This window comes from Promicromonospora sp. NPDC052451 (assembly GCF_044547525.1).
GTDB lineage: Bacteria > Actinomycetota > Actinomycetes > Actinomycetales > Cellulomonadaceae > Promicromonospora.
Genome location: NZ_JBIUAP010000005.1, coordinates 311,727 through 329,772, shown reverse-complemented (window position 1 = coordinate 329,772; position 18,046 = coordinate 311,727). Strand labels below are relative to the sequence as shown.

General features: G+C 69.3%; 16 protein-coding genes, 1 tRNA gene and 1 pseudogene. 7 read left to right on the top strand and 11 right to left on the bottom strand.

Features of this window, described 5'->3' with window-relative positions; translation table 11 throughout:
- Positions 1–68: 68 nt before the first annotated feature.
- Entirely contained in the window at positions 69–2,648 is a 2,580-nt protein-coding gene (locus ACIG47_RS11410; protein WP_397430976.1) for a penicillin acylase family protein, read from the top strand.
- Between the two features lie 71 nt (positions 2,649–2,719).
- Here the strand turns inward: ACIG47_RS11410 and ACIG47_RS11405 are convergent, their stop codons facing one another.
- Positions 2,720–3,364: a 5-formyltetrahydrofolate cyclo-ligase gene (locus ACIG47_RS11405; RefSeq protein WP_397418993.1), complete on the bottom strand. Its 645-nt coding sequence runs from the start codon at positions 3,362–3,364 to the stop codon at positions 2,720–2,722.
- Positions 3,365–3,591: 227 nt separating this feature from the next.
- Between ACIG47_RS11405 and ACIG47_RS11400 the strand changes: the two genes are divergently transcribed.
- The 5 genes from ACIG47_RS11400 to ACIG47_RS11380 all read left to right on the top strand — a co-directional run bounded on the left by ACIG47_RS11400 (position 3,592) and on the right by ACIG47_RS11380 (position 7,353).
- A complete protein-coding gene (locus ACIG47_RS11400; RefSeq protein ID WP_397418991.1) occupies positions 3,592–4,203 on the top strand; it encodes a GNAT family N-acetyltransferase in 612 nt (203 codons plus the stop codon).
- 60 nt (positions 4,204–4,263) lie between these two features.
- Positions 4,264–5,382, top strand: a complete 1,119-nt coding sequence (locus tag ACIG47_RS11395; protein WP_397430893.1) for a hypothetical protein — start codon at positions 4,264–4,266, stop codon at positions 5,380–5,382.
- A gap of 85 nt (positions 5,383–5,467) precedes the next feature.
- Positions 5,468–5,540, top strand: a tRNA-Ala gene (locus ACIG47_RS11390).
- A 198-nt stretch (positions 5,541–5,738) separates the two neighbouring features.
- On the top strand, positions 5,739–6,014 hold the full coding sequence (locus tag ACIG47_RS11385; RefSeq protein ID WP_397430892.1) for a helix-turn-helix transcriptional regulator: 276 nt from the start codon (positions 5,739–5,741) through the stop codon (positions 6,012–6,014).
- 91 nt (positions 6,015–6,105) lie between these two features.
- On the top strand, positions 6,106–7,353 hold the full coding sequence (locus ACIG47_RS11380; protein ID WP_397430891.1) for a tyrosine-type recombinase/integrase: 1,248 nt from the start codon (positions 6,106–6,108) through the stop codon (positions 7,351–7,353).
- 128 nt (positions 7,354–7,481) lie between these two features.
- Here the strand turns inward: ACIG47_RS11380 and ACIG47_RS11375 are convergent, their stop codons facing one another.
- The 10 genes and pseudogenes from ACIG47_RS11375 to ACIG47_RS11330 all read right to left on the bottom strand — a co-directional run bounded on the left by ACIG47_RS11375 (position 7,482) and on the right by ACIG47_RS11330 (position 16,826).
- Entirely contained in the window at positions 7,482–8,618 is a 1,137-nt protein-coding gene (locus ACIG47_RS11375; RefSeq protein ID WP_397430890.1) for an ABC transporter permease, read from the bottom strand.
- Between the two features lie 104 nt (positions 8,619–8,722).
- The gene (locus ACIG47_RS11370; RefSeq protein WP_397430889.1) at positions 8,723–9,403 is read right to left on the bottom strand and encodes an ABC transporter ATP-binding protein; all 681 of its coding nucleotides are present in this window, start codon (positions 9,401–9,403) and stop codon (positions 8,723–8,725) included.
- The gene (locus ACIG47_RS11365; RefSeq protein WP_397430888.1) at positions 9,400–10,701 is read right to left on the bottom strand and encodes a peptidoglycan-binding protein; all 1,302 of its coding nucleotides are present in this window, start codon (positions 10,699–10,701) and stop codon (positions 9,400–9,402) included. The genes ACIG47_RS11370 and ACIG47_RS11365 overlap by 4 nt, the downstream gene beginning before the upstream one ends.
- Positions 10,698–11,588 carry a hypothetical protein gene (locus ACIG47_RS11360; RefSeq protein WP_397430980.1) on the bottom strand — a complete coding sequence of 297 codons (891 nt, stop codon included), beginning with the start codon at positions 11,586–11,588 and terminating at the stop codon, positions 10,698–10,700. Before ACIG47_RS11360 ends, ACIG47_RS11365 begins: the two co-directional genes overlap by 4 nt.
- Positions 11,589–11,698: 110 nt before the next feature.
- The gene (locus tag ACIG47_RS11355) at positions 11,699–12,094 is read right to left on the bottom strand and encodes a hypothetical protein (RefSeq protein ID WP_397430979.1); all 396 of its coding nucleotides are present in this window, start codon (positions 12,092–12,094) and stop codon (positions 11,699–11,701) included.
- Positions 12,095–12,314: 220 nt separating this feature from the next.
- Positions 12,315–12,395, bottom strand: a pseudogene (locus ACIG47_RS11350) (LuxR C-terminal-related transcriptional regulator); the annotation flags it as partial.
- Positions 12,396–12,877: 482 nt separating this feature from the next.
- Entirely contained in the window at positions 12,878–14,011 is a 1,134-nt protein-coding gene (locus tag ACIG47_RS11345; RefSeq protein ID WP_397430887.1) for a hypothetical protein, read from the bottom strand.
- Positions 14,008–14,514, bottom strand: a complete 507-nt coding sequence (locus ACIG47_RS11340) for an RNA polymerase sigma factor (protein WP_397430886.1) — start codon at positions 14,512–14,514, stop codon at positions 14,008–14,010. The genes ACIG47_RS11345 and ACIG47_RS11340 overlap by 4 nt, the downstream gene beginning before the upstream one ends.
- A gap of 181 nt (positions 14,515–14,695) precedes the next feature.
- Positions 14,696–15,856, bottom strand: coding sequence for a ParB N-terminal domain-containing protein (locus ACIG47_RS11335; RefSeq protein ID WP_397430885.1), 1,161 nt, complete (start codon positions 15,854–15,856; stop codon positions 14,696–14,698).
- On the bottom strand, positions 15,846–16,826 hold the full coding sequence (locus tag ACIG47_RS11330) for a hypothetical protein (RefSeq protein WP_397430884.1): 981 nt from the start codon (positions 16,824–16,826) through the stop codon (positions 15,846–15,848). Before ACIG47_RS11330 ends, ACIG47_RS11335 begins: the two co-directional genes overlap by 11 nt.
- Before the next feature lie 95 nt (positions 16,827–16,921).
- Between ACIG47_RS11330 and ACIG47_RS11325 the strand changes: the two genes are divergently transcribed.
- Entirely contained in the window at positions 16,922–17,971 is a 1,050-nt protein-coding gene (locus ACIG47_RS11325; RefSeq protein WP_397430883.1) for a helix-turn-helix domain-containing protein, read from the top strand.
- Positions 17,972–18,046: the final 75 nt, after the last annotated feature.

The window sequence follows — 18,046 nt, the reverse complement described above, 5'->3', positions numbered from 1 at the left end:
CCGTCGAGCCTGCCGAGACCGCTCCTTCCGACGCTCCGCGTCCCCGCCGTCGGCGGACCCGTACCTCCATGGTTCGCCAGTTCCTGGTGGGTACCGCCGTCGTCGTGGTGCTGGTGCTCGTCGCCCTCACGACCTTCGGCTGGTTCACCGCGCGCCGTCCCCTCCCGGAGCTCTCCGGGGAGGTGCAGCTCGAGGGCCTCGGCTCCGACGTGCGGGTCAGCCGGGACGCCCAGGGCGTGCCGCAGATCTACGCCGACTCGGCCGAGGACCTCTTCCGTGCGCAGGGCTACGTGCACGCGCAGGACCGGTTCTTCGAGATGGACTACCGCCGCCACGTGACGGCGGGCCGGCTGGCCGAGCTGGTGGGCAACAACGAGGACGCGATCCAGGCGGACATGGTCATCCGGACCTTCGGCTGGCGGCACGTGGCCGAGGAGGAGTTCAACGTCCTGGACGACTCCACCCGGCAGTACCTCCAGGCCTATGCCGACGGCGTCAACGCCTACCTCGCGGGCCGCAGCCCGTCGGAGACCGCCGTCGAGTACACGGTGCTCGACGTCAGCGTCGAGGTGAACGAGCCGGAGCCGTGGGACCCGATCGACTCGCTCGCCTGGCTCAAGGCGATGGCGTGGGACCTGCGCGGCAACTACGACGACGAGCTCGACCGGGCGCTGGCCTACAGCACGCTCGGTGACGCGTCGCGGGTCGCGGAGCTCTTCCCCGCCTTCTCGGGCACGGGCAACACGCCCATCCTCGACCCCGCCGACGTGGGGACCGGGCAGGCGACGCAGCAGAGCCAGGCGACCCAGACGGCGTCGGCCACCGGGGACGTGTACGGCAGCCCGGAGCTGGCAGAGGCGATGGAGGCGGCGCAGCGCGCGCTCGACTCGGTGCCCGTGCAGATCGCGCGCGGCGAGGGCACCGGCTCGAACTCGTGGGCCGTGTCGGGCAAGTACACGGAGTCGGGCAAGCCGCTCCTGGCCAACGACCCGCACCTCGACCTGGCCGCACCCGGCATCTGGGCGCAGGTGGGCCTGCACTGCAACCAGGTGGGACCGGAGTGCCCGTTCGACGTGTCCGGGTTCTCGTTCTCGGGGTTTCCCGGTGTGGTCATCGGGCACAACGCCGACCTCGCCTGGGGCCTGACCAACATGGGCGCCGACGTCACCGACTTCTTCATCGAGCGGGTCCGCAACGACACGTACCTGCGCGGCGCCGACGAGTGGGTGCCCATGGAGAAGGAGACCGAGGTGATCCGGGTCGACGGCGGCAGCCCGATCGACCTGGAGGTCCGGCGCACGGTGCACGGGCCGATCATCTCCTCGGTGATGGACGAGGCCGACATGGACGCGGTCCGCCGGTCGCCCACCGAGACGGGCACCGAGCTGGGCCAGTACGAGATCTCGTTGCAGTGGACGGCGCTCCAGCCCGGCCGCACCGCCGACGCCGTCTTCGCGATGAACACGGCGAAGACCCCGGCGGACATGAAGGCCGCGGCCGCGCTGTTCGAGGTGCCCGCGCAGAACATCGTGTTCGCCACCACGGACGGGCACATCGGCTACCAGGCGCCGGGCAAGATCCCGGTCCGGGCCAGCGTGCCGGGTGCCGTGGAGTCCGACGGATCCTGGCCGCGACCGGGCTGGGACGCGCGGTACGACTGGACCGGCTTCGTGCCGCAGGAGCAGATGCCCGGCGTCGTGGACCCGGCCGAGGGGTACATCGTGGCGGCCAACCAGGCCGTGCTCCCCGGCGGCGAGGGCCCGTTCCTCACCCGGGACTGGGACTACGGCTACCGGTCGGAGCGCATCCGCACGCTGCTCGGCGACCAGATCGCGGAGGGCCGCAAGCTGACGGCGGCCGACATGACCACGATCCAGACGGACCAGTGGAGCGTGTTCGCCGACACCCTGGTGCCGGTGCTGCTGGAGGTCGACCTACCCGACGGGTACGAGTCAGACGGTCAGGACCTGCTGGCCGACTGGGACCGGTCGATGGACGCCGACTCCGCACCCGCGGCGTACTTCGCGGCCGTGTGGCGCAACCTCCTGCAGATCACGTTCAACGACGAGCTGCCGGAGTCCATGTGGCCCGACGGCGGCAGCCGATGGCTCGCCGTCATCCAGGGCATGCTCGACAACCCGAACGACGAGTTCTGGGACGACAAGTCCACGGTGGCCGTGGTGGAGAGCCGCGACCAGGTGCTCACCGAGGCCCTGACCAGCGCCCGTCAGGACCTGACGGTCGAGCTGGGCAAGGACACGAGCGACTGGGAGTGGGGCACCCTGCACCAGCTCCGCCTGGAGCACCTGGTGCTCGGCGGGTCCGGCGTCCCGGCCCCGATCGCGTTCTACATGAACCCGGCACCGACCAAGGTCGGGGGCGGCTCGTCGATCGTCAACGCCACGGCCTGGGACGCCTCCAGCGACAGCTTCGAGGTGACCAGCGGGCCCTCGATGCGCATGGTCGTCGACCTCGCCGACCTCGACGCCTCCACCTGGGTGGTGGTGACCGGCACGTCAGCGCACCCGGCGTCCGCCCACTACGACGACCAGCTCGCAGCCTGGGCGGCAGGGGAGACCTTCCCCTGGCCGTTCAGCAGGGACGCGGTAGCCGCCGCGCAGGAGAACGAGCTGATCCTCACGCCGTGAGACCGGCGTCGCGGGCCGGGTCCGTCACGACGGGCCCGGCCCGCACGCGCCGGACGGCGGCCCCTGCCGGGTCAGCCGAGCCAGCGCCAGTCGGTCGTGGTCGCGACGGCGTGGACGAGGATGTCGTGCTCCTCGCGGGGCAGGGGGTGCTCCGCGGCGTCGTACACCTCTTCCGGGAAGACGACGGCGACGACCTTCGCGCCCGGCCGCAGGTGCGTGAGCGCGCGGTCGTACCAGCCGCCGCCCTGACCCAGCCGCACCCCGCGGGAGTCGACGGCGAGGGCCGGCGCCAGCACGATGTCGGCGAGCCTGATCGCATCGGTGCCCAGGGTGCTCCCGCCCGGCTCGGGCGGGCGGCCGGGGGCGCGCTCCAGCAGGTCGTCCGGGCCCGTGTAGTCGGCCCAGTCGCGGGCCAGGCCCGCCCCGAGCACGGGGAGCAGCGTGCGGACGCCGCGGCCCGAGAGCCGTTCCAGCAGCGGGAGCATCCCGGGCTCCGCGCTGCGTGCCGCGTACGCGGCGACGCATCCGGCGTCGCGCACCTCGGGGATCGACTCGATGACGTCGGCGAACGCCTCGGCGGCCTGCGCGCGCTGCCGGGCGGACCGATGGCCGCGCTGGGCTCGGATCGCGCGGCGGAGCTCCTCCTTGGCGTCACCTGTCTCCATTCCCGGAAGGACGGGATACGGCTGTGGCGTCGGGACGGAGATGCCGCTCATGACCGCTATTGTGCCAAGACTCCGAGACTGGATTGTTACGAACAGCGTACGAAGAAGGCGAGAACATGACCGAGCGGCTGCTCGACGGGTCCAAGACCGCCGGGCGTGGTAGACCCTCTCCAGCACGGGGATTCGCCGTGGGACGTGGCAAGGGGCGAACGAAGATGCCGTCGAGCAGGTCGGACGTGCCGGAAGGCGCGACAGGGAAGTTCGTGAAGGGGTGGACGGTGGCCAAGCCATGGCCGGTGACGCTGCGTGAGGACACGCCGGCCGGAGCGGTCGTGCTGCGACCGCTGCGGCGTCGGGACGCGACCGACTGGGCCCGCCTGCGGGCGGAGAACGCAGCCTGGCTCGAGCGTTGGGAGGCGACGGCGCCCGGTGCGAACCGGTACATCGCCTCGACGTTCGGGGAGTACGTGCGCTCGCTCTCGGCGCAGGCCCGCGCCGGGACGTCGCTGCCCTTCGGCGTGGAGCTGGACGGTGCACTGGTGGGACAGCTCACCGTCTCGTCCATCACCTGGGGGTCGATGTGCTCGGCGAGCATCGGGTACTGGGTGAGCGAGCACGTCGCGGGGCGGGGCGTGATCCCCACGTCCGTGGCCATGGCCACGGACTACGCCTTCTTCCTGGGCCTGCACCGCATCGAGATCAACATCAGGCCGGAGAACAAGCCCAGCCTGCGCGTGGTCGAGAAGCTCGGCCTGCGGGACGAGGGAGTGCGGGAACGCTTTCTCCACATCCAGGGCCAGTGGCGTGATCACCGCACGTTCGCCGTCACCGCCGAGGAGGTTCCCGAGGGGCTGCTGGCACGCTGGCAGCGTCTGCGGGAAGCGCTCTGACGCCGGGACACGCCGCACGTGGTGCGGCGGGACCCGGTGACGCTCGCCTAACGTCGTGTCGTGGAATCGACCGCAGGACTCACGGCCGTGGCGCTGTTCGTCCTGTGGCTGGGCTACTGGCTGCCGAGCATGGTCCGCCGACGGTCGGAGCTCGGCGACGCACGGGTGGCCGACAGGTTCTCGGTAGGGCTGCGCATCGTCGCGATGAGCGGCACAGGCAGGAAGGGAGGGGCGATGACTGACAGCAAGCGGGGTACCGGGCAAGGCGTGCCGCGCGTCGCCCACCCGACCCCGAAGGGCTACCCGCTCCAGATCATGGTCCGCGGCCGCCCGCTCACGGCGGAGCGCATCCGCCGGGTCGAGCGGCGGGCACGGCGGGCGGCCCGAGCGCGCCGTCGTCTCATCGTGTCGGCGATCCTGCTCGTGTGCAGCGTGGTGGCCTGGGCGCTCGTCGCGTTCGGCCTGGTGCACTGGGGTGTCGCCGCGGCGTCGTCGGCCATGCTGCTGTTCGTGCTGTTCCTGGGTCGGCGCGCGGCGCGGGCGGCCCGGCGCGCGGATGCCCGCTGGCAGGCCACCGTGCGTGCCGCGCGGCAGCGTGCCACGCAGGCCCGTGCGCTCGCCAACGGCGGTCCGTACGCGCCGCGCAACCGGGCACAGGTGACCGGCCTGGCCACGCGCGGTTCGAGCACGGAGACGCAGGCGATCCCGCGTGTGACGCGCAAGGACGTGCTGGACGAGATCCTGGACGGCCCGGCCAAGCCCCAGGTGATCGAGGTCGCCGCGGAGCCCTCGCCGGAGCCCGCCGAGGGTGCCGGCGACGAGCCGGCGGTGACCGTCCCCGCGGACGAGACGCCGAGCGGGCGCGCCTGGGATCCCGTGCCCGTGCCGCTGCCGACGTACGTGACCAAGCCGGCGGCGCCTCAGCGTCAGCCTGCCCCGCTCCCGGCCGGCTCGTCCGGCCCTGCCGCTCCGGCGGGCAGCGTTCCGGCTCGGCCGGGGTCGGGCGCGCTCCCGCCGTCCATCCCGGTGCCGGTCCGGACCACGGCCGACGACGCCGGTGCACCGGGCGGCTCGACGGCCGAGGACGAGCTGCTGCGCGGCGAACCGCCGCGCATGAAGTCCGAGACGCTGGCCACGCCGCTGGAGGAGATCCTGGCGCGTCGTCGCGCGGCCGGGTGAGGCCGGGCCGTACCGCGGTGACCTGCGCGACACGGTGCCAAGTTGCGGATCACCTGCGGTGAAGTGCTACTCTTCTGCAGTCCGAGGGGCTATGGCGCAGTTGGTAGCGCGTCTCGTTCGCAATGAGAAGGTCGGGGGTTCGAATCCCCCTAGCTCCACCGATTGAAAGGCCGTTGGCCGGGCGTCAGCCCAGGTCAGCGGCCTTTCTCGTGCAGGAAGGCACCGACCGGAAAGAACGGTGCTGACTGATGAGACGCATGCTGCCTCGGTTTCTGCCTCGGTTTGACTCACCGGGGACGACCGTGAGGGACCCCTTCCGCCCGGTGAGGCTGGTGGCTCCCGGACTCGTGTGGGGCATGAGCGAGAACCGCGCCGGGACCCCCGACGAGCACGACAAGCGCCTGGACCATACCCCGATGTGGACGGTCGAGGAACTGTGCGAGAAGCTGCACGCCTCGCCGGAGACGGTCCGGTCGTGGCGCAAGAACGGGACCGGTCCGCGGGCCTACAAGATCGGGCGGCACGTGCTGTTCGAGGAGGCCGACGTGCGCGCCTGGATCAAGGCGCACGAGATTCGCGGCGGGTCCGCGTCCCGCAGGCACGGGGATGCTCAGCACGGGACGGGGTGGTGACCTCGTGCCCAGGGAACAGCTCAAGCCCGGCGAGCACGGCAAGTTCTCGTTCGCGCCGATGCCGGACGGGCAGGTGCGGGCCCGTGCCCGCGTGTGCCTGCTGGACAACTCCGTGGTGCAGGTGACGCGGATCGGGAAGAACGACAGCGTCGCGCTGTCCAAGCTGCAGAAGGCGATCACCGAGCGGATCGGTGCGGCGCGTGGCTCGGAGGCGTTAGCGCCGAACAGCAAGGTCGGTCTGGCATGCCGACAGTGGATCGACGATCTGCGGGAGCGGTCGCTGTGGCCGGACCCGCCGGTGCGGCCCCAGACGGTGGACGAGTACGAACGGCTGCTCGGCAACCACGTCGACCCCTACCTGGGGCACTACCGGCTCAACCAGCTCACACCGGCGATCTGCCAGGCATGGGTCGACGGCATCGTCCGGCGCGGCAAGGAGGGCGGGCATGACATGGTGGCGACCGCGATCCAGGCGCACGGTCGGTTCGCGGACGTCATCGACCGCGCCGTGGTCCACGACGCACTGCGAGACAACCCGGTGCGCAAGGTCAAGACACCCAAGCCGAAGACGCCGCGACCGGTGGCGCTGACCGTGATGACGGTCGGCCAACTGCGGTGGGCGGTGCGGTCGTGGGAGAAGCAGCGCAAGGGACTGCCCGGGCCGAAGCCGACCGGACACCTGCCCGCCGCCGTGGACCTGATGCTCGGGACCGGGCTGCGGATCGGGGAGGTGATGGCACTGCGGTGGGGTGCGGTGGATCTGTCCGGCGTCGACCAGCCCACGGTTCGGGTCGAGGCCACGCTCGTCGACATCAAGGGTCAGGGCACGGTCCGGCAGGAGGAGCCGAAGACCGATGCTGGTGGGCGGACCATCATCGTCCCGCCGTTCGTCGTGGAGTCGCTGGAGATGGTCCGCCCGGCGGGTGCGCACGCGGATGCGCCGGTGTTCCCGTCGCGGATGTTCAAGGACGGGCGCAACGTGGATCGGCCGCAGACGACGCACAACATGCGCCGCAGTCTGCGGGCGGCGCTGGAGAGCGCGAAGATGACCGGGCAGGTGCACCCGCACAAGCTCCGGTCCACGGTCGCGACCGAGGTCGCGCGGAAGATGAAGCCGGCCGATGCTGCTGCTCTGCTGGGGCACAAGATCGACACCGGGATCACGGCTCGGCACTACATCGAGCAACTGCGCCTGGCGCCCGACACGTCGGCGGTTCTGCAGGCCATGGTCGAGATCGGCGACGAGACGTGGGAGCGGGAGCGTCGACGGCGGGAGGCAGGGGATGCGTCGGCCGGTGCGGCGCTCACGGCCGATGAGGGTTCCAATACCGGCTGGTAGGCGAGCGGCGAACCAGGCCGGAGTTGCTGCTGCATTCTTGTCGGCTGTGTGACCCTGCGCTCCGGCCGGATTCTTGGGCCGGAGCGCAGGGTGGCCGCTTGCGGTCCACTGGCATGAACGTCGGAGATTCAGTCGGACCTGACGGCGATGGCCGGGCTGATTCGGGCAGCCCTTGAGGCGGGGTACGCGGATGACGCCAGCCCTATCAGTGCGCCCAGAACGGGACCGAGGAATGCGGTGAGCGGGTGCAGGACAGCGGACCACTGGTTGGCAGCCGCGACCGTGACGACAAGCACTGCCGATAGTGCTCCACCGGCGAGTCCGCCGAGCGCTCCGACGACGGCACCTTCGCACAGGAAGACGGCCGAGACGGCTCGCCGGCTGGCACCGAGCGCTCTTCGGAGCCCGATCTCGGTAGTTCGGGCTACTACCGAGACGATCATCGAGTTGGCGATGAGCAGCGCGGTCAGGACTGCGAGGAAGGCGCCGATTCCTGCTGCCAGGCGGCCCAGCTGGGTGCTGACTCCGCGTCGGAGGCTTTCCATGCTCTGCACCTGCGAGGCTTCAAGGCGTTCGGGTTGATCGGGTCGGATCTGCTCGCGGATCACGCCCGCCACGACGGACCCGGCGCCGGTCTTGGTTCGGACGAGCATCTGGGTCTGGGTGTCGGATCCGACGAGGTCGACCGCGAGGCGGTACGGGATGACGACAGCGGCGGACAGGTCTGTGCTGCCGTTGCTCGTGAGAAAGCCGGCTATCTGGTAGGCCTCGTCTCCGATCCAGACCTGGTACCCGGTCGGGCGGGAGGAGACGGGGATGTCGAGCAGACGAGCGGCGTTCTCGCCGAGGAAGGCCACACGCTCGGTGCCGTCCAGGTACCAGGTGCGGTCCTTCTCCGTGGTGACACGAGCGGCGGTGAGGTATCCGGGGGTGGCGCCGAGCAACGACACGGCAGCGCCGGGTGAGTCAGTTGAGGTGCGGCGTTCGCGGGTGACGACGGCTGCGGTGCCTGTTGTGGTGTCCAGGACGCGGCCGGCGGCCTCGACAAGGTCGAGGTGTTGCGCTCGATCTTCGGCGTCGTCCGGGAACTGCGTCGACCGTGTGTCTTCACCGTCGGCGTCGTCGCCGGTGACCGGTCGGACGCTCACGGTGACCTCGTCGAGCGTGGTCGCGGCGATGTCAGAGCCGATCTGGGCAGACGCCGTCGCGGAGATCCCGATCGAGGCGATGAGTGCGCCAGTGCTGAGCGCCACGGCCACCAGCACCAGAGCGGTACGTGTTCTACGGACCGTCAGCTCGATGACGACGTCCTCGACGAGGTCGGTGATGTACAGCCAGCGGTGACGCGACCTGTGGGAGGTGATCCGGGTCATGGGGTGAGTACCCCGGGCCGGAACCGACCCGATTCCAGGGTCACTGCACGGTCAGCCCAGGCCGCGATCCGCATGTCGTGGGTGATGACGACGACCGCGACACCGGTCTGCGCCTGTTCGTCGAACAGGCCGAGGACGACGTCGGAGTTCGCCGGATCGAGGTTCCCGGTGGGTTCGTCGGCGAGGATGACCGACGGCTGGGTGACGATCGCTCGGGCGATGGCGAGCCGTTGTTTCTCCCCTCCGGACAGTAGGCGACCGGGAGCGTCGATCCGGTGCACGAGACCGACCCGTTCGAGGCTCGATCGGACCCGCCCGTCCCGTTGATCGGTCGGCACCCGGTTGATCGCGAGCTTGATCCCGAGGTTCTCGCGGACCGTGCGGTGGCCCAGGACATGAGAATCCTGGAAGACGAAGCCGATCGCGTCGGTGCGCAGCTGATCCCGGCGCCGCTCACCGGCCCTGCCGACCTCTTCACCGTGCAGCTGGTAGGAGCCTGCTGTGGGTTCGTCGAGCAGCCCGAGGATGTTGAGCAGCGTCGACTTGCCTGCGCCCGACCGGCCCACGATTGCCAGCCGCTCACCAGCCTCGACGTCGAGGTCGATTCCTCGCAGCGCTTCGACCGGCGGCTGTGCTGGATAGGTCTTGGTGATGCCGCGTACCGCCAGAGCGCTCATGACCCCTCACTCACGATGACCTCGGTGCCCTCTGCTAGTTCCCCTTCGACCAGGGCGTACCCGTCTGCGGTCATCAGCACCCGGACACCGACTCGCGTGGCGCTCTCGTCAGCACCTGGACGCAGCACGTACGTCCCCGAGGAGTCCTCGCGGACGGCGATCAGCGGAACCGCTGGACCGGTTCGCGACTGGCCCGTCGAGGTGATCCGTGCGATGACCTGTTCGTCGTCCTCGTACGGAAGGTCATTCGTCTTCGCGAACCGCAGTTTGACGTCGTACCCGGGGATCTCGCTGTTGTCGTCGGCAGGCTTGAATTCACTGACCTCGACGACCTCGGCCTTGCGTGACGTGGACTGGTCGGTGGTGGCGACGACGTCGACCGTGGTGCCGACCGTGAACGACTTCGCATCCGCGACACTGACCCGAGCCGTGGCTGATGGCTCGCCTGATCTGAGGGACGCGACCGTCAGGTGGTCGCCCTCCAGTCGGGTGCCCACCGCCGCCACGGAGACCACTGATGCCGAACCCGACGGCACAGCGACTATCTCGGACATACGTACCGGAGTGTCAGCAGCGTCCTTGGCCTCGTCCAGTTGCTCAGCCAACGCCGCCTCGTCAGCGGCCGTGTCCTCGGTGCCCTCGCCTTCGCCCTCAGGCGGGGAGGGGGTCGCTGCCGCAAGGGCTTCCTCAGCCGTCCTCAGGGCTTCTTGCGCCTCGTCTGACGGCTCAGGTGGCTCGGCGTCGACAGCTTCGTACAGTGCCCGAACTGCCGTAGCCGTGGCCGGCCCGTACTCGCCGTCCGGGGCCATCCGGTAGAGACCAAGTAGTTGAAGCGACTCCTGCAGGGCACGGACGTCTGCACCCCGATCGCCCGGAGAGACGTCCCGGTACAGGTCGAAGGGCAGGCTCAGCGCGATCAACGGCCGGCCCGAGACTTCGACGAGCGTCTTCCCGGGCCTGAGGACGTCGCCAGGCTTCGCGTGCCTCGCTGTCACGACCTGTACCGCCCCATCGGCTGACACCGGCGCGATATCGCGCAGAGAACCGATCGTCACCCGTCCTTGCGCCTCGACAGGCTGCGGTGTGAACTCGCGGACCTCCACGTTGGCGGTCGCGACAAGGTCCGCCTGAGAGTTTTCCACGGCGTCTTCCCACGGCGATCGCACCGTGGCCCCCACGACGAAGCCGGCCGCCGTGACGACGACGCAGACCCCAGCCGTGGTCCACAGCCACCGAGTCCGTCGACGCTTTGCGACGGGGAGCGAGTCGGTCACAGGACCGCCGTCGGTCTTCGTCACTGACCGAACTCCGACCTGTGCTCGGAGATGTACGCCTCGGCCTCGGCGACCACCTGGTCGGTTTTCTCCTTCTGAGCGACCATCTCGGTGGCATAGTCCTCGATGATCGGTGCTTGCTTGTCAGCCATGACGTCAGCGAGGCGCTGGACGTAGTCCACCTCGTCCTTGCATGCCACAACCTTGAGTGCCAACTCGATCTGCTCGGCGGAGATCTCTCGGCTGTCGGCGCCACGAGCAAAGCCAGGCGTGTCAGGTTGCGGCTGCAGACCGTTGGCCTTCAGACAGTCGTCATAGTCGGCCACGACCTCCTCCGCCTCCGGATATCCGAAGAACTCGGCGTCGATCTGGCCGAGCGGCCCGTTCCACGGCGCCGCCCCGGCCAGACTCACCGCGTCGAACCGCGAAGCCTCCTCGGAGGTGAAGCACGGCTCAAGCTGAGCACGATCGTCGTCGCTCAGCTGCGCCGACTCGGGGCCGGCGCCCGGTGCATGTTCGGTCACCGACGGTGCGCCCTTGACTCCGTTAGCCGCCATGTCTGCTGGTGTCATGGGCGCCACGAAGCCGAACTCTTGTGCGTACTTCTCCAGCCACACGCCGAAGTAGTTCGACGCGTCGTACAACGGCTCGTCGTTCGGCGCGAACGGCGAGTAGTCCACACCCAGGTCCTTGGCACACGCTGCGACCGCAAACGAGTAGGCGCTGTCGAGGGTCTCCACGTCCGACCGAGTCATCTTCAGGCGGTCTGCCGGGAAGACGATCGCGCCGCTCTGGCGATCCAGGTCTGCGCTCAGATCCAGACCACTGGACGCCTGGTCCGCTGGATCGTCGGAGGTGCACGCGGCCAGCAACGGCGTCACAGCAAGGCAGGTGAGGATCGGGACCAGCATCCTTGTGCGACCGCGGCGAATCATGTCGTGAAAGCCCTTCAGTAGAGGTGTACGGAAATGCGAACTGCGGGGTGCGGCGCTGACCGCCGCACCCCGCAGTTCAGGTGGTGTCAGCAGTTCAGGAACTGGTAGCTGGAGACGCGGTTGTCCCAGTTGATCCCAGCGCCGTCGTTCCCGACCCCGTTGGACAGGTTCGGGTCCTGGTAGTTCGAGCCGACCAGCTGGGCGCTGGACAGGGTGAAGTAGGAGCCGCTCTGTCCGGTGCCGTCGTAGAACCGGCTGGTGCGGCACGTCGCCCCGTTGGCCCCCGCCGATGAGGCGGCGTTGTTCAGCGAGAAGTCCCCGCTGTTGATCGACCGCGCGTTGTAGTCGCCGCCGTAGTCGTTGTTCTGCCAGATACACGTGTAGCCGGAGCCACACTCCGCCGCGCTGGCTACGCCCATGGCGCCGAACGTGAACCCGAAGGCCGCGCCGATCATCAACAGGAACCGCATTGCCTTGCCCATGCTTGAACTCCCCTTTTCGGTATGGAGGTGACGGGAGTTCACCGTACGGATCCGGCATTCCGGTCACTTCCCCCATTGGGGTGCGCTCCTGGATGAAGACTTTCGGCGGGTCGACTCCCCCATCCGGGGGAGGCTGGAGGCGAATCTCGCCGCGAACGGCAGCGACAGCCAGGCCAACCCTGTTGCGTTGCTCAAGCTTGCGGAGAAGTTCCGACACGTGTGACTTGACGGTTTGCTTACCGACGTGGAGACGTTCAGCGATCTCGCCGTTCTCCAAGCCGCGGACGATCAGGCCGAGCACCTCGCGCTCTCGTCGTGTCAGTTTCACCCCCAGGTCTGCTCGGGTCTCGCGTGCGGCGGTCCATGCAGACGACCTGACGGCGTCGCGCACGTGCACGGCGACCGGCTCACCGACGACGACCGCTCGGGAAGCAACCAGATGGACGGCTCCGATCAACTCTGACGGTTCGGCAGCGTCCGACAGATACCCGGTGACACCGTTCGCGAGGAGCCAGTCGAGCTCGCGTGGATGACGGGGTGCGCCGAGTGCGAGGAACGCCACTTCGCAATGACCACGTGTCGCGTACTCAAGCAGCTCGGGCTCGTTCCTGAGCAGGTCCAGCCCGATCACGACCACGTCGGCGCCCTGCTGGTTGAGCAGCTCCGACAGCGCCGGGCCGTTGCTGGCGCTGGCGACGACCTTGAGCGTCGATGCTTCGTCAAGGAGCACGGCGAGTCCTGACCGGATCACTGCATGGGACTGGGCGACGATGACCCTGACCGTCACCGGCTCACCCCGGTCCCGTCGTCACCCACTGGGGTCAAGCCCCGAGCGATCTGCAGGAGCTGGTCCAGGTCGGCGCCGGCAACGACCAGCCGATAGGTGGTGGAACCCTCGATCCACCGCAGACCGGCTCCACCCTGCTCCTGAGGAAAGTAGCTCGCGTTCCTGCCGTCGAAACGCACCAGCTGCACTCCGGGTCGCCGGGCGAGGTCGGCCTCGACAGGATCCATTGCGGGAGTCCGGGCTTCGACGAAGGCGTATCCGGCGAGCACGACCTCCTTCGTCCCACCGTCGGGCTGTTCTTCCTCGACACCTCCAGGCCCGTACTGCACCGACCAGACGTACCCTGGGGTACGCGCGTCGGTCAGCACCGGGAGCTGGGCGCTGGAGAACCCCTCGGGCGGGCTGAAGCCGCCGCTCGGATCGAGGTCGAGGGCATCCACCAGATCGAGCAGCCCGCTCGTGGAGACCCCGCCGGCCTCGACGAGCCACCGAACTCCTGATTCCTGCCAGGTGAGGAAGTGGAAGCCGGACGGCGGCGTGAGCACCTGCCCATCCGTTCCCCGAACGGCCACCGTGCTCAGACCGCTCGCCGTGCTGAAGGGATCGGCAACATCCCGGTACACCGTCAGGCCAGCGCCGTTGCTGCCGTCGAAGAAGACTGCCACGGGTTGCGCCGTGCACTCTGGACGCCACGTCGCCAGCAGCGGATGGTCCAGAACTTGCATGGAGTTCAGACCGACCCGCAGGGACTCGGACTCCGGGTGCGCCGCCCACTCCGACTCGGGTAGGTTGCGCCGACTGTCGTCGGGATGGGTGCCGCACTGCTTCAACTCGTCTGCGGCGGCAGGTCGCGCGCCCATGAAGGACGCGGGGAGCGGGGCCTGAGGTGAGTTGAACGGCAGCGCGATACCCACGATGACGCCCGCTGCCACGAGGGCGGCAGAAGCCACCAACGTCCGCGGACGCAGGCGGTGGACAGCGCGCGGCGTCCTGGGCACAGGGAGGGCGCGCACCTTGTCCTCTTGTTCCATCAGGTCGTCGAACATCGCGCGGGCAGCCGTCAGGTCCTGGTCCGACCTCTGCGGAGCGAGGGCCTGGAGCGCATCGAAAACGGATCGGTCCTGGGTCATCGTGTCCTCCGAAAGAAGCCTGTGGCGCTATCGCTCTGGCCGTCTGCCTGTGCAGCTCGCTCGAATCGCTTGCGGGCGCGGGACAACCTCGCCCGGTAGGTCGTGGCGGAACACCCCAGCACTTGTGCTGCCTCGGCGGGTGTCAGACCGTCCCAGCCCGTCAGCAGCAGGACTTCCCGGTCGTCGTCCGACACGCCACGTAGCCCCCGCAGCACCGCATCCCGCTCCTCGGTTGTGACGTCCACACCCTCACGGGGCATCACGAGGCGTTCCAACTTCTCGAACTCGCTCTCGGTGCGGCGCCGCCGGACCGTCGTTCGCACGTGGTTCGAGATCGTGTTGCGTGCCACGACCAGCAACCACGGCAACGGCGGGTCTGGGACCTCTTGGATCCGACGCCACGCCACAAGGAACGTCTCTGCCACGATCTCCTGAGCCTCGTGGGCGTCCACGTGCCGCGACGCGTAGGCCAGAACCCGGCCGGCGTGCTCGTTCCACAGCACGGTCAGGTGCTCCGAAGCCTCAGGACGAGGGCCGGGCGCATGGGCACCGCTTAGACCGTTCACAACTTGCAGTGTCCGTCCGAAGCCAGGTGTGACACACGAGTTCGGAGGGATCGCGAGGAAGCGGCGAAGGCGAACTACCCCAAGCCGGACCGCTGCAGGCGACCAGTGAGCCTGGCGGCTACCAAAGTCCCTGCTGATCGTCGTCGACTGAACTATGTTGCGACCGCGTCGGTCCCTTGCGTCGGAGTGCAGGGTGGCGCTTGTGTTGGGCGGCGTGGATCTCGGCGCACAGGCGGTCGAGCCGCTCGCTCACGCGGTGTAGGCGTGTGAAGTCGCTGCTGTTCGCGTCCGCGGCGAGAGCAGCAGCGTCGGCGTGGTCGATCTGCTCACCGAGGGCAGCGACCAGCGCGGCAAGCGGCCGTGCCGTGCCCGATGGGGTCGGGTTGGCGTCGGCCGACGCGGTTGTCTTGGGGCGTTGAGCGCGTGGTCTGGCGAGTGCGGCCTGGGCGACGGCGGCCAGCTCGGCGGGGTCGTCCTGCCCGTCGGCTTCGACCAGTGTGGCCCCGGTGGCGTGGTGGTCGGCGATTGCTGCGCGGATCCGCTTCCACTCCTTCTCGGGGGAAGCGTTGTTGGTGGTGATGTCGTGCCAGGCGGCCTGCGCCATGCTGCGGATGTCCTCGGGCATGGTGGGGTCGTCGCGGGCGTCCTTGATTCGTCCGGTGTGTTCGAGGCGGGTGTAGGACTTGGTGCCGGTGACCATCTGGGCGGCCTTCGCGCGTGCGTCACCGTGTCGGCCGGGCGCCGGCGCGTCGTATGGTGCCGCCGATTCGGCGGGGCCGTTGTCGTCCCTTTTGCCCTCGTCCTTCGTCCTGTTCGCGTCGTGGCCGTTCGCGTCGCCGCCGGTTGGGTTGGTGTCTTTCCAGCCGGCGTTCGTCGTGTTCTTGTCGGCCCGGAAGCGGGTGGCTTGCTGGCGGAGGGTGGCTTGTTCGGTCTCGGCGGTCTTGTACTCGCGGTACAGCTCCTCGGCGGTCGCCAGGGGCAGGGGCTCGCGGATGGTGTTCTCATCGTGCTCGGCGATCAGGTCCCGTAGCCCGGCCGACGCCCGGCGAACGAAGACAGGCACGGTCTTCCAACCAAGCCGCTTGACGGCTTCCAGGCGTCGCCACCCGCACAGCAGCAGACCGTCCGGGGTGACCGTCAGGGGGCACAGCAGTCCGATCCGGCGGATCGAGTCGCACAGGGCTTGGAGGTCGCCGAGATCGCGGCGGTGCCGGTGGCCGACGGTGATGGAGTCGACGGCGCGGTCCATCCGCAGGCCGTCGGTGTCGTCATGCGGCATGGTCGGCCTCCCGGGCGCCTGGGTGGTGGGGTGGGGTCAGGTCGTGGGCGTCCTGCTCGATCACCTGGCGGGCTGTGCACCCGGCCAGGAGCCGGTGCAGGAGACCGTCGCGGGTCGGGGTGCCGAGCACCGCGGAGACGAGGCGAGTCCAGGTGGTTTGGTCTATGTCGAGCTCGACGATGGGGTGGCGGTCTTTGCGCAGCCGGTCGCGCGCGGCGGGCACACCGTTGGCCGTCGTCAGGGTGGTGGTGATGTGGTCCAGCCCGGCCTGCGCGACGTCACTCGGCCAGCCGACCGCTACCAGGACTGCGACCGTCGCCCGCGTCGCAGCCTGGACCTTGGCGATGATCGCGACTGTCGCCGGGACGGGACCGTCTGTCCCGGTCGTACCCGCGCTCATGGTGGCCAACGCGAGTTCGAGCCACGGAGCGGCGTCGCCGTCTGGGGCCGTGGTCGGTGCGGACGGGTCGCCGATACGCAGGGCCGGCGGGAGGTCGGTGCGGGTCATCAGGTGGCGGGCACGGCCCGGGGAGCACAGGAGCTGCTCGGCCCGGGCCTCGGCTCCGAGAGCACGCTGGACTGCCGTGGTTACCACCGCCCACGGGTTCTCCGCGCGGCGTACGGAGTCCTGGCGGAGGGCTTCGAACGCCGCGACGACGGCGTCGTGCTCGGTCAGGTGATGCTTGCGCGCCAGGTCTCGGTACCGGTCACCACAGAATCGCAGCAGTTCCGTTGCCTCCGGGTTCGTGGACCAGGCTTCGCCGCCGGCCTTGGCCAGACGATCGAGCAGTGCCCGAAGCCCCTCCGGAGTCGCGAACTCCGACAGAGCGCTCGTAGGGCCTGGGCGCGACGGAGTGGTGGCGGGCCAGTGGTCGGGGTGGTGGTCCGGCCCTGCCGTCCGAACCGCTCCCGTGCTCTGATCGCTCATCATCAGTCCCCAGCTGTGGCACGCGTCGGCGCGCCACGGCATGTGCATCAGCGTAGGACCAGAAGCAGTAATGTGCAAGACCTGCACATGGATGGCTTGGGTGTTGCGATCGTGCGCTTGGGGATAGTGTGGCGCGCATGGGACACCCCACCGAGCCCGACCGCACCGATCCGGGCACCGCACCAGACCAGCTCCGCGACGCCGTCGTGGAGCGTGACGGTGCGGCCTGGTCGCGTTCGTGGACGGCGGGCATCGGTGAGCGGATTCGGGCCGCCCGCCTGGCGGCCGGATTGACGACGCAGCAGGTCGCTGATCGGACCGTCGAGCTGGGGTACCCGATGGCGCGGGCGAGTATCGCGAACCTGGAGACCAGGCCCCGGGAGAAGATCTACCTGCAAGACGTGACCGTGCTCGCCGCCGCGCTCGGTGTCTCGCCGGTGGAGATCCTGTACCCGTTGGAGGTCACCACCGTCCCGACTTCCACCCCCACGCCCGTCGGGGTGATTCAGCGCGGCGTGCTGAGGAACACCAGCACCCAGGTCCTGCCCGGCCGTGCCGAGCGAGCGCCAGCCGCCGCGGCATGGTTCACAGGCGGGTACGGGCGAGTCCTGGAAGCGCGCCTGGCGGCCATCACCGCCTACGGCAAGTTCGAGGCCCGCGGCCAGCTCCTTGCGATGCTCATCGAAGAAGAAGCAGCGGGCACACTGGAAGCACGCGCCCAGACCGCAGGTGCCCCAGCACCCGCCGTGTTCACGAGGGTGCTGCGGATGGAGGTCTACGACCTCGCACGCTGGGCCCTCGACGCGATTGCCACCCACCACCACCTCGCGACCAAGGTCGGTGATACTCGGCTCGCGGTCAGCGACGAGGAACGCGAGGTCGCCGAGCACATCGCGACGACCCCCCCGGCGGGATACATCGAAGACCCGTACGAACGGCCATACGTGCACGGAGTCCTGACCATCGGGGCCGCCGAACCCGGAGCCACGCCGTTCTACCTCCAGGACGATCCTGAAGACCGCTGGACGCCACCTGACTTGACCCGCCCAGCCACCGCGTTCCAGAGCACATCAGAGGACTCGTCACCTTCGACAAAGCTCAAGTCGAGCATGGCCGAACCCGGACCTTCACCAGCGGGGCAACCGCGTCGGCGCGACAGCGGAAGCATCGATGCGCCCACGCTGTGAAGTCGGGTGCTCGAGGTCGCGCATCAGGGCTTCGACGGAAGCAGGTTCACCACAGCAGTTGCCCGGGTGATCTTC

Coding starts and splice junctions, on each gene's coding strand:
- ACIG47_RS11410 (WP_397430976.1), top strand. CDS start 69: ATGGTTCGCCAGTTCCTGGTGGGTACCGCCGTCGTCGTGGTGCTGGTG.
- ACIG47_RS11405 (WP_397418993.1), bottom strand. CDS start 3,364: ATGAGCGGCATCTCCGTCCCGACGCCACAGCCGTATCCCGTCCTTCCG.
- ACIG47_RS11385 (WP_397430892.1), top strand. CDS start 5,739: ATGAGCGAGAACCGCGCCGGGACCCCCGACGAGCACGACAAGCGCCTG.
- ACIG47_RS11370 (WP_397430889.1), bottom strand. CDS start 9,403: ATGAGCGCTCTGGCGGTACGCGGCATCACCAAGACCTATCCAGCACAG.
- ACIG47_RS11360 (WP_397430980.1), bottom strand. CDS start 11,588: ATGCTGGTCCCGATCCTCACCTGCCTTGCTGTGACGCCGTTGCTGGCC.
- ACIG47_RS11355 (WP_397430979.1), bottom strand. CDS start 12,094: ATGGGCAAGGCAATGCGGTTCCTGTTGATGATCGGCGCGGCCTTCGGG.
- ACIG47_RS11345 (WP_397430887.1), bottom strand. CDS start 14,011: ATGACCCAGGACCGATCCGTTTTCGATGCGCTCCAGGCCCTCGCTCCG.
- ACIG47_RS11335 (WP_397430885.1), bottom strand. CDS start 15,856: ATGCCGCATGACGACACCGACGGCCTGCGGATGGACCGCGCCGTCGAC.
- ACIG47_RS11330 (WP_397430884.1), bottom strand. CDS start 16,826: ATGCCGTGGCGCGCCGACGCGTGCCACAGCTGGGGACTGATGATGAGC.
- ACIG47_RS11325 (WP_397430883.1), top strand. CDS start 16,922: ATGGGACACCCCACCGAGCCCGACCGCACCGATCCGGGCACCGCACCA.